This is a genomic window from uncultured Polaribacter sp. (genome assembly GCF_947500975.1).
Taxonomy (GTDB): Bacteria; Bacteroidota; Bacteroidia; order Flavobacteriales; family Flavobacteriaceae; genus Polaribacter.
In genome coordinates this window covers 314,587-329,614 of the sequence record NZ_CANMUE010000002.1, presented here as the reverse complement: position 1 = coordinate 329,614, position 15,028 = coordinate 314,587, and the positions used below count along the sequence as shown (strand labels likewise).

Annotated in this window: 11 protein-coding genes; 1 reads left to right on the top strand and 10 read right to left on the bottom strand. The window is 29.7% G+C overall.

Annotation, left to right across the window (positions count from 1 at the left end):
• From Q0733_RS03455 to Q0733_RS03410, 10 genes are all read right to left on the bottom strand, one after another.
• Entirely contained in the window at positions 1–1,434 is a 1,434-nt protein-coding gene (locus Q0733_RS03455) for a rubredoxin domain-containing protein (protein WP_298778997.1), read from the bottom strand.
• Positions 1,431–4,952, bottom strand: a complete 3,522-nt coding sequence (locus tag Q0733_RS03450; RefSeq protein WP_298778995.1) for a nitrate reductase — start codon at positions 4,950–4,952, stop codon at positions 1,431–1,433. The genes Q0733_RS03455 and Q0733_RS03450 overlap by 4 nt, the downstream gene beginning before the upstream one ends.
• A 543-nt stretch (positions 4,953–5,495) precedes the next feature.
• Positions 5,496–6,155, bottom strand: coding sequence for a response regulator transcription factor (locus Q0733_RS03445; protein WP_298778992.1), 660 nt, complete (start codon positions 6,153–6,155; stop codon positions 5,496–5,498).
• A gap of 62 nt (positions 6,156–6,217) precedes the next feature.
• Positions 6,218–8,029, bottom strand: a complete 1,812-nt coding sequence (locus Q0733_RS03440) for an ATP-binding protein (RefSeq protein WP_298778990.1) — start codon at positions 8,027–8,029, stop codon at positions 6,218–6,220.
• 13 nt (positions 8,030–8,042) lie between these two features.
• Positions 8,043–8,627 (bottom strand): DUF4202 domain-containing protein, encoded by a 585-nt coding sequence (locus Q0733_RS03435; protein ID WP_298778988.1) that lies wholly within the window; start codon positions 8,625–8,627, stop codon positions 8,043–8,045.
• Positions 8,628–8,636: 9 nt separating this feature from the next.
• On the bottom strand, positions 8,637–9,014 hold the full coding sequence (gene nirD, locus Q0733_RS03430; RefSeq protein ID WP_298779104.1) for a nitrite reductase small subunit NirD: 378 nt from the start codon (positions 9,012–9,014) through the stop codon (positions 8,637–8,639).
• Positions 9,015–9,032: 18 nt separating this feature from the next.
• Positions 9,033–11,555, bottom strand: a complete 2,523-nt coding sequence (nirB, locus tag Q0733_RS03425) for a nitrite reductase large subunit NirB (protein ID WP_298778986.1) — start codon at positions 11,553–11,555, stop codon at positions 9,033–9,035.
• 375 nt (positions 11,556–11,930) lie between these two features.
• A complete protein-coding gene (locus Q0733_RS03420; RefSeq protein ID WP_298778984.1) occupies positions 11,931–12,542 on the bottom strand; it encodes a thioredoxin family protein in 612 nt (203 codons plus the stop codon).
• Positions 12,539–13,084 (bottom strand): TlpA disulfide reductase family protein, encoded by a 546-nt coding sequence (locus Q0733_RS03415; RefSeq protein ID WP_298778981.1) that lies wholly within the window; start codon positions 13,082–13,084, stop codon positions 12,539–12,541. Before Q0733_RS03415 ends, Q0733_RS03420 begins: the two co-directional genes overlap by 4 nt.
• A gap of 110 nt (positions 13,085–13,194) precedes the next feature.
• A complete protein-coding gene (locus Q0733_RS03410; RefSeq protein WP_298778978.1) occupies positions 13,195–13,977 on the bottom strand; it encodes a S1/P1 nuclease in 783 nt (260 codons plus the stop codon).
• Positions 13,978–14,098: 121 nt separating this feature from the next.
• Here Q0733_RS03410 and Q0733_RS03405 point away from each other — a divergent pair, with 121 nt between their 5' ends.
• On the top strand, positions 14,099–14,959 hold the full coding sequence (locus Q0733_RS03405; protein WP_298778976.1) for an SPFH domain-containing protein: 861 nt from the start codon (positions 14,099–14,101) through the stop codon (positions 14,957–14,959).
• The last annotated feature ends 69 nt before the right edge of the window (positions 14,960–15,028 follow it).

Genomic DNA, 15,028 nt, shown 5'->3' with positions numbered 1-15,028 from the left:
TTATTTTACTAATACTACTTTCTTAAAATTGGTTTTAGGCGCTTCGCAAAGTGAACACTCATATGTTTCTGGTAACTCTTTAAAAAATGTTTCTGGAGCAATTTCTTGGGTAAAATCTCCAAAAGCTTCATCATAAATTGTTAAACAATCTTGACATTGATATACTTCTAATTCTATACTTTCTTTTTCTATTTCAATCTCTTGTTCTTCTTCTTTTTGACTACCTAATTGATCAAAATATAACTGACTCAATTCCATCAATAAACCAGGTAATTCTACCTTATCTACATCTTGAACATGCATAATGTATTGCCTTGTATTTGGATCAAAATTCTTAGCATACAATAAATTATAGGTATCCCTGGTTTGAAAATTTCCAATCATTTCTGGTTGTTTATTTTTTTCAATAACTATAGATGTAAAATAATAAGAAGCTTTGTTGTAATCGGTAATTCCAAAAGTTAAACCATACGTACTAATATCATTTTGATCAAAATTAGAAACTAAGTATTTTTTAAGATTTAATGCATCTTTATTTGCCACAGGTAAATGCCAGTTTAATTCTAACATTGAATGACGTACATTGATTCCTCTTTTTCCTAAAAACTTTTCCCAAATCAGTTTAGACTCTCTCGGAATTCCTTTTACAATAAAAGATTTCCAAGGCGTAATAGATATTTTACCAATCTTGTTTTCAGAACATAATTCGCACATATCTTTTAAGAAAGAAATATCATATTTATTATTTCTCCAATAAAGTCCCAACCAGTATTTATCTATTCCTATTTTGTTCATCCCTTCAAAATAAGGAAAAGGGTAAAAAGGAACCTCTAAAGGTTTATCTACAGTTCTATTATTTGTGTCAACTGCATCACTTACTAGCTCAAAAATAGTTTCAATTGTTTCTGGTTCTTCTTGAAGAATATCTTCAATTGCTGTTTCAATTTTATCTAAATCCCAACTATAAATTAATGCAGGATACATTTGTGTTTTTTTCCATTCTGGTAATCTCACATACAAATACCAATAGTCTTCATGTTCTGAGGCAATAAAGTTTATATGCCCTGTAAACAAAGGAACTAAACGTTGTTTTGGATCTGTGATATTTATTTTTAACTTGGATTTTGAACGAAACTGCTCTAAAAGATACAAATATCTGTCTCCAGTTAACCAAGAAGTACTCGGAAAAATATCTGCACAAACGTATGAAGAAACAATGTTTTCTATACCAACTTCATCAGCTTCTACAACTTTTAATTTTTCAAATTGTGCCAGGTCTTCAGTGTTTACTTTTTTGGGCAATAAAATATCTTGTCTAGAACCAAAAGAAATGGTTTTTAATCCTAAATTCTCTACAGATTCACAAATATATTTTAATTCTCCAGGAGATAAAACTCCACCTTTAACGATTAATCTATTTAATTGATTGCTCATACACCTACTTTTGTATTGTTTAGAATTTCTCTAACTTCTGTTTTACAACTTCCACAGCCTAAACCAGCACCTGTTTTGTTACATAATTCTGTAAAATTTGTACACCCTTTTTGAACGGCTTCTTTAATATTTCCTTCACCAACTTGACTACAAGAACACACTAATTTTCCTAAAACAGGAGTATCATTTGATGCGCCTCTCAACAATGTATTTCGCTTGTCAGACATTTCAATTTTGCTTTCAATCATGGTTTTGAATTCAGCAAACTCGTTTTTATCACCCATTAAAACGGCGCCAATTAACAAATCGTCTTTAACAATACATTTTTTATAATAACGTTTAGAAATGTCAGTAAAAATAATTTCTTCATAACTTGGATCATTTTCTGGAACCGTAATTTCTCCAATACTACATAAGTTTAAATCGTTAAATTTTAAAATGTTCATTAAAACAGAACCTTTGTAAGCTTCGCTAATATCACCCGCAATAAAGTTGGCTAAAATGCCCGCTTGTTCTTCTGCCGCAGATGTAATACCAAACAATTTATTGTCAAATTCCGCTATCTCTCCAATGGCAAAAATATCTGGATGTGAAGATTGTAAGTGCTGATTTACCTTAACACCTCTTCCGCAAACTATTCCGCTACTTTTTGCAATTTCTATATTTGGTCTTGTACCAATTGCATAAACAATTGCGTTTGCAGTAATATATTTTCCACTTTTTAGATTGATAGTTAATTCACCAGTATCTTCATCATCAAAAACAGTACTTACTTCATTATCAAAATAAATTTGAATACCTCTTTCTTGCACATCTAAAGACAATAATTTACTCGAAATTTTATCTAACTGACGCTCCATTAATCTTGATGCTCTTTGCACAATTGTAATTTTTACATTTTTGTGCTTCATAGCTGCTGCCAGCTCTAATCCTAATAAACCACCACCAACAATTACAACATGTTGTTCTTCTGGTGGTAAACCCGTATTGTCTAAATAATTTTTAAATCGATCTGCATCAATTTTATTACGCATTGTAAAGCGCCCAGGCAAATCTATTTGTACATCTTTAGGAATAAATGCTCTACTTCCTGTAGCTAAAATTAACTTATCAAAAGTGTGCGTTTCACCATTAGAATCTGTTACTATTCTAGTTTTCTTATCAATATTTTTGATAATTGTTTCTGGATGAATTTTAATATCTAAATTAGATAATTCAGTATTTTTAATCTTTAATAATTGCTCCCAAGTTAACTCTTCTGTAATATATTCTGGCAATAAAACTCGGTTGTAAAACAAGTTTTTTTCTTTAGAAAAAACATGAATTTCATCAACTTCATTATAATCTCTATAGTTTTGTAAAAATCTAAAAGCAGCAGCACCAGCACCAGCAATTATAATTTTTTCTTTTGGTTTTTTATATTTTGAAACAGATACTGAAGTAAACTTAAAATCTGGTTCTTTTGAAACTGGATCAACATGTACATTTGTTAAATTATTAGCTCTATTTAAATTACTTTGCAACACTTTACCCCAATGCATAGGCAAAAAAACAACACCTTCTTTAATAGCATCAGTAATTTTTGCTCGTACTCTAACAACTCCATTTTTACTTTTGATTTCTGTAATATCACCATCTTTAATATTATTTAAATAGGCATCTATAGCATTAATTTCTAAGACAGGTTTTGGGTAATGTGTTTTTAATCTTGATACTTTTCCGGTTTTGGTCATGGTATGCCATTGATCTCTAACACGACCTGTGGTTAAAATCAACGGAAATTCTTGACTCGTTTTTATAGAGGTATTTTCTATAGTAGATGGAATATTAAAAATTGCTTTTTGTGATGGTGTATAAAATTTTTTGTCTTCAAATAATCGAGGCGTTCCTTTATGACGATATTCATTGACTGGCCATTGAAAAGTACCTTCGTTTTTTAATCTATCATAATTTAAGAAAGAAACATCAATATTTGTGCCTTTGGTCATAGAAGCATACTCGTCGTAAATTTCTTCAGCACTATTATAATTAAAACCTCTAAAACCCATTCTTTGTGCAAAATCGCAAAAGATTTCTACATCTGGCCTTGCCTCTCCTGGCGCTTCAATTTCTTTAGGTAAATAAGAAATTCTTCGTTCAGAATTTGTCATGGTTCCTTCTTTTTCTAACCAAGCTGCAGCTGGCAAAACTAAATCTGCATAATTTACAGTATCTGATTTATGAGAAATTTCTTGTACCACCACAAATTTAGAATTTGCCATGGCTTTTTCTATTTGGTGTGAATTTGGCATACTCACTAATGGATTTGTACAAGCAATCCAAACAGCTTTTAGTTTTCCACTCTCTAAGGTATCAAACATTTCTGTTGCTGTTAGCCCTGGTTTTGCAGATATTTTATCAACACCCCAAAATTGAGCAACCTCTCTCCTATGCTCTTCGTTTTGTAAATCTTTATGAACCGCTAATAAATTTGCCATTCCTCCAACTTCTCTACCTCCCATTGCATTTGGCTGCCCTGTTAATGAAAATGGGCCAGATCCTGGTTTACCAACTTGACCTGTTATTAAAGATAAGTTTAAAAGCGATACATTTTTATCCGTACCAATTACACTTTGGTTTAAACCCATTGCCCACATACTGATAAACCCTTTTGAAAGACCAATCATTTCTGCAGCTTTTTTAATATCATCTTTAGAAACACCACACATTTTAGATGCTTGTTTTAAACTTGTATCAAAAATAATTTTCTTGTAATCATCAAAACCTTGGGTGTGTTTTTTAATAAAATCTTCATCAATTAAACCGCTACTGTATAAACATCTACCAATAGCGTTGTATAAAATTACATCTGTACCAGGGGTTAATTGTAAATGTAAATCTGCAAAATTTGCAGAATCTGTTTTACGAGGGTCAATAACAATGATTTTAACATTCGGATTTTCCTCTTTGTGTTTTTCTATCCTTCTAAATAAAATAGGATGACACCAAGCAGGATTTGCGCCAGTAATTAAAAAACAATCTGCTAATTCTATATCTGCATAAGAAATAGGTACACTATCTTCTCCAAACGTTTTTTTGTAACCAACAACTGCAGAACTCATGCATAAACGTGAGTTAGTATCTATATTATTAGTCCCTAAAAAACCTTTAGTCAACTTATTAGCTATATAATATTCTTCTGTTAAGCTTTGACCAGAAACGTAAAAAGCCACAGCATCTGGTCCGTGTTTTTTTATGATGGATTTAAAAACATTGGCTGCTCTATCTAAAGCGGTGTCCCAAGAAACTCTTTCACGAGGATGGGAACGAGACCAACGCATTTCAGGATATAAAATTCTATCTGAAGTATCATTGGCAACGTAATGTAAGTTCATTCCTTTAGAACATAACATTCCTTTATTTACAGGATGGTCTTTATCACCTTCTACAAAAACCTTATTATTGATGTCTTTTTTTACGATAATACCGCAACCAACTCCACAATAAGAACACGTTGTTTTAATTTCATTTTTCATCATTTGTAGACCAAGGTTTTATACTAAATACGATATTAAAATTTTATTAGCCAAGTAAAGAGTTTATTATTCTTAATGTACCAAAAAAGCATCCTTAGAATTTTTATATCAACAAAAAAGCACATCATAAATAATCAATTTTGTTATTCATTTCATTAATATAAAAAGTTGGGGGATTTTGTTTTATTAACTCTATACATTAATTGGTGTTATCTTAGGAGTAACTTCCTTTATAGCTTCTTCTTCTTTAAAAAACTTAATTAGTAAAGCAATAATACCTGTAACTACACTTGGTAAACATGTAAAAACAGTTACTAAAACTGCTAAAATGATAGAATTCCACTTTTGATTTGCTATTAACTCTATATCTTTTACAACATCATAACTCTTACAAACAAAATTAAGTATTTATACTTAATTTTACATTAAAAAATACGTATTTTTTAAAATATTATTAAATTATAAATTATATAATTAATTTTTAAGAATAACTTAAAAATGTAGTTAAAAAATGATTTGATAAGGAAAAGGGATACCTTTAAATAATTAATAAAGTTGATATTCTTTAGCTTTATTAGTCAATTCCATTAGGTTTTTAGCATCTAGTTTCTTCATGAGGTTAAAACGATGTACCTCTGCAGTACGCTTGCTAATTTCTAGTTCATCAGCAATATCCTTGTTATTTTTTAATTCTAAAACTAAACTAAGTATTTGTTTTTCTCTTTTTGTAAGTTTAAATGGAAGTTCTTTTGCAGCTTTTTTAGATTCAACAGCTTTATTGGTATTTCCGTTTACAAAATTGTTCATAATAATCGTAGAAACATCACCTGCAAAGTATTTTTTACCAGAAGCTACGTTATTTACAGCTTTTAAAAATTCCTTTTTACTTGCCCCTTTTAATAAGTAACCATCAGCACCAGCTTCAATTGATTTTACAACGTATTCTTCTGAATCGTGCATTGAAAGCACCAATGTTTTTACGTTTTTATGATGTTTGTTAATTTCTGTAACTACTTCAATTCCGTTCATTTCTGGCATTCTAATATCCACAATTAAAACGTGAGGTTTGTTTTTTGAAATCACTTCTAAGGCCTCTTTTCCATTAGAAGCTTCATCAATAACAGTAATTCCTGTTTGATCTTCTAAAAGTGCCTTGATACCATCCCTTACTAAAACGTGATCATCTGCTAAAACTACATTTATCATAATTATAAAACTAAATTGACACTTACAAAAGTAATATTTTTTTAAGTAAAACTACGTATTTACTAAATAGGGATATTTAAAGTAACTCTTGTACCTTTCCCTAATTCGGAATTTAAGAACAATCTACCATCAATATATTTAATGCGTTCTTTCATAAATGTCATTCCCATTCCGCCATTACCATTTTTCACTTTCTTCACTTTAGATGGCTCAAAACCTTTGCCATCATCGTCAATAACAATACTTAAAATATTTTTACTGTGAGAAATTGCTACTAAAATATTAGAAGATTCTGCATATTTAATGGCGTTGTTAATTGCCTCTTGCACAATTCTATAAATATTTATTTCTGTTAAAGAATCTAAACGTTGATTAAAATCGTTTTTATTAAAAAATAAGATTTCTTTTCCTGTTAATTTCCCTAATTCTTGGGCTAATTTTGTCATTGCAGGCACAACTCCATGATCTGATAATTCTGGCGGAGTTAAATTAAAAGTTGCAGTTCTAACCCCTTTTATAATACTAGTAGTTAACTCTTTAAGGTGTTCTATTTTTTTAGAAGTTTTCTCTATATCATTAATATTAATACTTTCTAAATTATATTTTAGCCCAGTAAGCATTTGTCCAATTCCGTCATGTACATCTTTTGCAATTCTGTTTTGTTCTTTTTCTTGATTTTCAATAATCTTGCTAGAAATTATTTTTTGTTGACTCATTTTTTCCTCAAAACTTTCTTTCGTCAATCTTTCAATTTCTAATTGCCCAGCTTTTCTTTCTGTAATTTCTGATGCAATTATCAGCAATTCTGATTTTTCCTCTGTAGGCCTATAAGGTATTATAGACATTTCTAACCAAACATCTTCATTCCCTTTAACACTTGCTTTTACTTCACCTTGCCAACCTGTTTTTTTATGTTTTATAATTAAATTTTCAATGATTAATTGCTCATTTTCATTGTTTGATAAGGCATTCCAAAACAGTGTATCTTTTTTAAATTTAGATAACTTAAACAAACGAGAAAACTTATTTCCCATATGAATTAAATTACCGTTTGATGAAATCCTGGCAAACAATAAAGTTTCATCCATTGCATGACTTAATGCGCGTAATTCTTTAATCGATTTTTCTTTTGCTAAACTTAATTCATCGGCATCAAAAGCCATTTTTTTAGCATTTTTTTCTGCTAACAACAATTGAGTTAATGTTGCTTTTACAGACTTAGCAGTTGGCCAAAAGATGAATAAAAATTCGCCCAAAAGAATGAGTAATGTTAAAAACATTAAAAAAGCTTCTAATTTTTTTAACCAAGTAACTTTTTCATCAGCTTCTAAATCATACTGATTTACAATTTGATCCATTATCAATAAAAAAGAGCCTTCATTATTGGTTACTTTTTTAATATCAACGGTTAAACTATCAATAGTTATAAATGGATTTTTTTCTAGTTTTTGTAGAATAGATGTTGTGGCACTTTGTATAGTGTTAAACACCGGATTTAGTTCTTTAAACTTGCTGGCAACAACTGAGCTATTTTTTTTAGGAAGCCCTAAACTATCATTCCCTTTTTGAAGTGCGTTGTGAGATAATTGCCACAAATAGAGCGTTTCTTTAATTTTATTTTTAAGTGAGATTCTGTTTTTTTTATCCGAATAAACAGAAATAGAAACAATTTCTTTTGTTAATTTCTGGCTTAACATTCTTTGTCTACCCGCAATGTTAATTACAGTAGAATCACTTTGTTGATTACTTAAATGATTACGAATAAATATTTGGCTAATTATAACAGAAAACGCAATTGTACTTAAAGCAATAATATATAAACGGCTTAATTTATCAAATGTTCTTTGATCTAAAGAATTACCATTTTTAGCCATAAAATTATAGTTTTTAAGAAATTGCTTGTTGTACTAAAGCTAAACTTTTTTCTGAAAATGGTATTTTTAAAGCTGCAGCATGTCCTTTGTCAGACATTTTTACCCATGTTTTTTTAAGAATATCAATAATCTTTTCATCGGTATGCTTTGCTGCAAATTCATCAAAATAATAATCTAAAAAAACCAAACAAATAGTATCTTCTAAAGCTTGAGATTCTTCATTCTTTTTGATGAGTTTTTTTAAAATAATTTTCTGAACTCTATCCACAAATTGATCGTCATAACCTACTTGTTGTAAAATCTCACCAGTAATTTTAGCATGCATTTTTTTTAGTTCTTCACGCCATTTTAAATACCCTATTCTATCCATTGGATATTCATTTCTTGGTATTTTCCATCTACAAATATGTTGTGCTCTAGCTGCAATTTGTAGTGCTTTTGAAGCATTTGGATCAAACTGAAGTAACTTTCTTGTCATCCTTTGAGAGTATAATAATTCTTTAGGATATTCTATATCAGCAACTTGGTAAGCGTTTGTATCTTCAGCGTTTTTTTTATCTATAAGTGCAATTGCAGTTTCAAATCTTGTAGGCTTCATCTTTTTAATTTATTCAGAAAAGCCAATATACACATTTTCTTCTTCTATTTTAACAGGATATGTAGCAATAGCGTTTAAATGGCCATTTAAATTTTCTCCTGTTTTTAATGAAAATGTTTTTTTATGTAACGGGCATGCTACTTTTGGTATTCCATTACTATCTCCAATCATACCTCTAGAAAGAACCATTTCCTCTTTTTCTGGAGATAAATTTTGACAAGCAAACCATTTATTAAGTCTAGAAAAGTTGAAAACTGCTATTTGCAAATCTTTGTATTTTACACAAGCACCACCATCTTTAGGAAAAGCGTTTACAGAAGCCGCTTTAAACCATACTTTTACTTCTTCTTCTTTAACTGTTTTGTATTTTGAAAGTAATAAACTCATCATTTTTAATTTTTCTTATTAATTACTCCAAGGTTCTGGCATTTTTTGATCTCTCATAGGAACAAAAACAATATTATCATCTTCATCATCGCTATTTACAAAATGATTAAAACGCTTCATAACCTCAGGATCATTTACTGCTTGTGTCCATTCGCACTCAAACTTATTCACCAAAGTTTGCATTTCATTTTCTAAATCCTCAACAATTCCTAGTTTATCATCAATAATTACCTCTTTTAAATAATCTAAACCACCTTCTAACCTTTCTTGCCAAGCTGCGGTTCTTTGTAATGGTTTTGCTGTACGCATGTACAACATTAAATATCTATCTATATATTTAATTACCGTTTCATTATCTATTTGCTCTGCAAACAACTCAGCATGTCGCGGGTTGGCACCACCATTACCCCCTAAATAAAGATTCCATCCACCATCAACAGCAATTAAACCAAAATCTTTACCACGTGCTTCCGCACACTCTCTTATACACCCAGATACGCCTCCTTTAATTTTATGAGGTGCACGTATACCTCTATATCTATTTTCTAACTCAATACCAAAGCTTACACTTTCATCCATTCCATAACGACACCATGTAGAACCAACACAGGTTTTAACAGTACGTAGAGATTTACCATAAGCATGTCCACTTTCAAATCCATGAGAAATTAATTCTTTCCAAATTAATGGTAATTGATTTAAAGTTGCACCAAATAAATCGATACGAACACCACCTGTAACTTTAGTATATAAGTCATATTTTTTTGCAATTTGCCCTAAGGCGATTAACTTATCTGGAGTAATTTCTCCACCAGGAACACGTGGTACAACAGAATACGTTCCATTTCTTTGAATGTTAGCCAAATACCTATCATTAGAGTCTTGTATAGCATATTCTTTATTAGCTGTATCTGCATTAATTGTAGCCATTAATGAAGCTATTAATGGTTTACACAACTCACAACCATGACCTCCATTACCATGATTATCTAATACTTCATTAAATGTTTTATAGCCTTTTACTTGAACAATTTTATATAAATCTTGTCTATTATAATCAAAATGCTCACAAATAGAATCTTTTACTTCTATCCCTAAAGATTTTAAAGTAGCATTTGTTAAATCTGCTACCATTGGCTTACATCCACCACAACCTGTACCTGCTTTTGTGCATGAAACTACGTCAGCCAAATCTTTTGCTTCACCACTTTCTATGATTCCGCAAATTTGCCCTTTAGTAACACTTTCACAAGAACAAACTTGAGCTTCATCAGGCAAATCCATTACATCTCCAAAAGCAGCACCTCCATCACTTGCTGGTAAAATTAATTGTGATGGGTCTTCTGGAATTTTCATTCCATTAAGATAAATTTGATGCAACATGCTATAATCTGAAGCATCACCTACTAAAATACCGCCTAATAAAGTTTTACCATCTAAACTAACATTAATCCTTTTGTATAAATATTGGGTTTTATTTTCAAAAATGATAGAATGCCCTTTTGAAGCTGGCATAAAAGGCTCTCCAAAACTAGCAACGTCTACACCAATTAGTTTTAATTTGGTAGACATATCTATATCATCTGGCATTATTTTTTCTTCATTTCCTATAATCTGATTTACAGCAACCTCTGCCATATCGTAACCAGGAGCCACTAAACCGTATATCATTTGATTATACAAAGCAACTTCTCCAATAGCAAAAATTGCCTTATCAGAAGTTTGCATTTTATTATCTACAACAATTCCTCCTCTAACCCCCATTTCTAAGCCACAGGTTTTTCCTAATTCATCTCTTGGACGAATTCCTGCAGAAACCACTAACATATCCACATCTAAAACATCATCTTCACCAAACTCCATTCCAGTAATACAACCTTCATCTCCTAAAATTTGATTAGTTGCTTTACTTAAGTGAATATTTAACCCTATAGATTCTAATTTTAATTGTAATACCTGGCTACTTCTAGAGTCTAATTGTCTTGGCATTAATTTAGGAGCAAACTCTACAATATGAGGCTCTAAACCCATATCCATAACCGCTTTGCCAGCCTCTAAACCTAATAATCCACCACCTAAAACAGCAGCTTTTGCATTAGAATTTTCTGCTTTAAGTTTTGCTGCATAAGCAAGCATACCTTCTAAATCTTCTATGGTTCTATAAACAAAAACCCCTTCTTTTTCAACACCTTTTATTGGTGGTACAAAAGCAGATGAACCTGTTGCTAACACTAAATAATCATAATTAAACACTCTATTTTTTGCAGTAATAATTGTTTTGGTATTTCTATGAATATCAGAAACTCTTTCACCTACAACTAAATCAATATTGTTTTCTGCATACCATTCTGATGGAGCCATTTCTAAGGCTTTTGCATCTTGATTTTCAAAGAATTCACTTAAATGAACTCTATCATAAGCAGGTCTTGGTTCTTCACCAAAAACGATAATTTTAAAGTCTTTGTTTTTAGATTGAGCTACAAATTTTTCGCAAAATTTATAACCAACCATACCATTTCCAATAACAATTACTGTCTGCATAACTACGTATATTTACAACAAAACTACGTAATATTACTTAATAAAGACAAGTTTATTATCTATTTTTAGGCTGTTTGATAAAGAATTATCAATATGATAAATTAAGTATTATTTTTTTTTCTAAATCTGATTTTTTTTAAATACTATTCTGTTTTTCCTTAGCTGAGGGTAATATTTTTTACTTATACAAGTTAAATTCTTATGATGAATTAACATTGTTTTTTATTGTTAATGTTAGTAAAAGTTGCTTTTAGAAAAGCATAAAACTGTTGCAACTAGTTTTAGTTTTTTTTAAAAAAAATCGAGAAATAAAAGTTTTAAATAAAAAAAATCTCAAGCCTAAACTTGAGATTTAATTTTTAAAAGTTTAATAATCTATCTTGCTACTTTTATAGAACAACCAATTGCTCTTGTTTCTGTTTTTTCAATTTTATTACCAGCCAATAATGCATCTACAGCATTCTCTACATATTTTTCGGTTACTTTATCTGGGTTTCTAGAACTGTTATCAATTGCACCTATATATTCTACTTCCATCGTTTTTTTACTTACAATATATACATGAGGTGTTTTTGTAGCTCCAAACTTTGGATACACTTTTTGCCCATCATCAAATAAATATGGAAACGTAAATTCTTTTTCAGAAGCTCTTACTTTCATATCTCCAAAACTATCTTCTGGAACAGCAGCAGGGTCATTTGGATTGATTGCAATTACAGGAAAACCTTGCGCTTTATATTTAGCATCTAACACATTAATTCTATCTTCATTTGCCACAGAATAAGGACAAGTGTTACAAGTAAAAACAATAATAAACCCTTTTGCATCATTAAAATCTGATAAAGAAACCATTTTGTCATCAATATTTTTCAGACTAAAATCTTCAATTTTGTCACCTACTTTATACCCTTTTTTTGTTGAAGTTGTAAATGACAAAGTTGCAATTGAAACAATTGCCATTACTAATATTATTTTTATTTTTTTCATGATTTAAATGGTTTTAAAAAGGTTTTTAATTCGTTTTCTAGAGTTTGATAATCAAATGATTGTTCATAAAATTTTCTCTTGCTTTTATTGTAAATTATTGTTGCAGGTATTGCACCACTCCAAGATTCTTCAATGTCTTTTATCCATACATCTTCGTTAATATCATTAAAGTAAATAACTTCAGATTTTAATTTTCTCTTATTAATAAAAGGTATTAGTTTTTTATCAACTTGTTTCGGAAAATCTAAACTCACTAATAAAACTTCTACATTTTTATCTGCATATTCTTTCGTTATCCTCTCAAAATAAGGCAATTCTTTTACACAAGGCGCACACCAGGTTGCCCAAAAATTTATAATATAAGTTTTATCATCTTTCTTTTCTAACAAAGGTTTAAGTTGATTGTAATTAACTGTTTTTACAGAAGTAATTTCTGTAAAACTACCTGTTAAAATTTCTTTCTTAGACTCTTTAATTACTTCTTTTTTACAAGTACTAAATATAGCAACAAGTAAAAAAATAAAAAATACTTTTTTTAACATTCTATAAATTTACAGTTTTTTAAAAAGCAAAATATTTATTTAACTGATTCTTAACAAAAAACCTCATAAACTAGACTTTTATGAGGTTTTAATTTTATAAGTTGTGTTTCTTAATCAAAAATATCATTTAAAACTTTTGCTAAACGAATACCACCTTTTTGCAATTGTTTTCTAACAGTGCCAAAGTGATTATAAGAATATTTATATCGTAAGTTTTCACCTACTTTAACAGAGTTATAAACCTCATTTGTAATCACATGCACTTCATTTACCCAATCTATAATGGATCCTTTTTCAATTGCTTCAATTTGTTTTTTTGATAAATCCTCTGCGTTTTCAGCCAATTCAATATAACTCATTTCCCAATCGTCTATCATGTTTTCATCCCAAACTCTGTGTAAATTTGTACCTCTACCAAACCACTCAACCTGAACTGTATTACCTCCTTTATCTTCTTTCCTACCAATATGCATTGGCTGATGTAAATCTCCTACAAAATGAACCAATAGTTTTAAATGAAAAGCTTTATCTTCATCAGTTGATTTTTTATCTTTTAAAACTGAAATACAAGTATTAATACCTGTTACTAAATCTCCCTTAGGATTTTTTTCAGCATCAGCATATGTTTGATCTAAATCCATATTAACATAATGCCAAGAATAATATTTGTTAAACTTTTTGTCAGACTTTATTTCATCTGCATAAGTAGAAACAAAAGCTAAACTTTGCCCATTTAACAACTTATTAATACATTTTTTAGCTTTTCTTGACAAATGCTTTTCTGCAATCTTACCAGTTGCTCTGTGCCCATTTTTCCCCCAAAAAACACTTTCATTTGATGAAGAACTCATCAAAAATAAAAAAGGAATCAATAAAAATAATTTAATCTTCATACGTTATTGCTAAAATTAATGTTTGGCTAAAGTAAAAAATAAAATCTATAATAATTTGGATTATTCAAAAAATTATATATATCTTTATGATATCATTTTAACATCATTTTAAACTTAAAGTATGAAAGCAGAAAAAATTATTAAACCAGCAAATGGTTATTTAATGTTATTAATCATTTTAGTCTTATTCTTTGGAGGAATAACGATGAGCATCCTAAAAGAAAAACCAATTTTTATTATCTCTTCTATAATAGGTTTTATAGGCTTTTTTGGCTTTATTTTAGTAAATCCTAATACATCAAAAGTAATTTTACTTTTTGGAAAATACGTTGGTACTATTAAAGAAAATGGACTGTTTTGGGCAAATCCTTTATACAGAAAAAAAACAATTTCTTTAAGAGCAAGTAATTTTGATAGTGAGCGTTTAAAAGTAAATGACAAGTTAGGAAACCCAATAATGATTTCAACTATTTTGGTCTGGAGAGTTACAGATACGTATAAAGCAGCTTTTGATGTTGATAATTTTGAAAATTTTGTACGTGTACAAACTGATGCTGCTGTTAGAAAATTAGCAAGTATGTACCCTTATGATAATTTTGCTGATGAAGGACACGATGAAGACATCACATTACGTTCTAGTGTAAATGAAGTTTCTGAAGCATTAGAAAAAGAAATTGATGAGCGTTTATCTATTGCTGGTATTGAAGTTTTAGAAGCTAGAATTGGTTATTTGGCTTATGCCCAAGAAATTGCATCTGCTATGTTAAAAAGACAACAAGCAACAGCAATTGTAGCTGCTAGACATAAAATTGTACAAGGTGCAGTTGAAATGGTAGAAATGGCCTTAGAAGAATTAAACAAAAAACAAATTGTTGAGTTAGATGAAGAGCGTAAAGCTGCAATGGTTAGTAATTTATTAGTTATTTTGTGTGGAGATAAAGAAGCTTCGCCTGTTGTAAATACAGGAACATTAAGCCATTAATTTTATTACATAAAAAGTATTCTGAAATGAATTTTAAGAGATAAAAAAAATAGGATTTTTACTTATCCT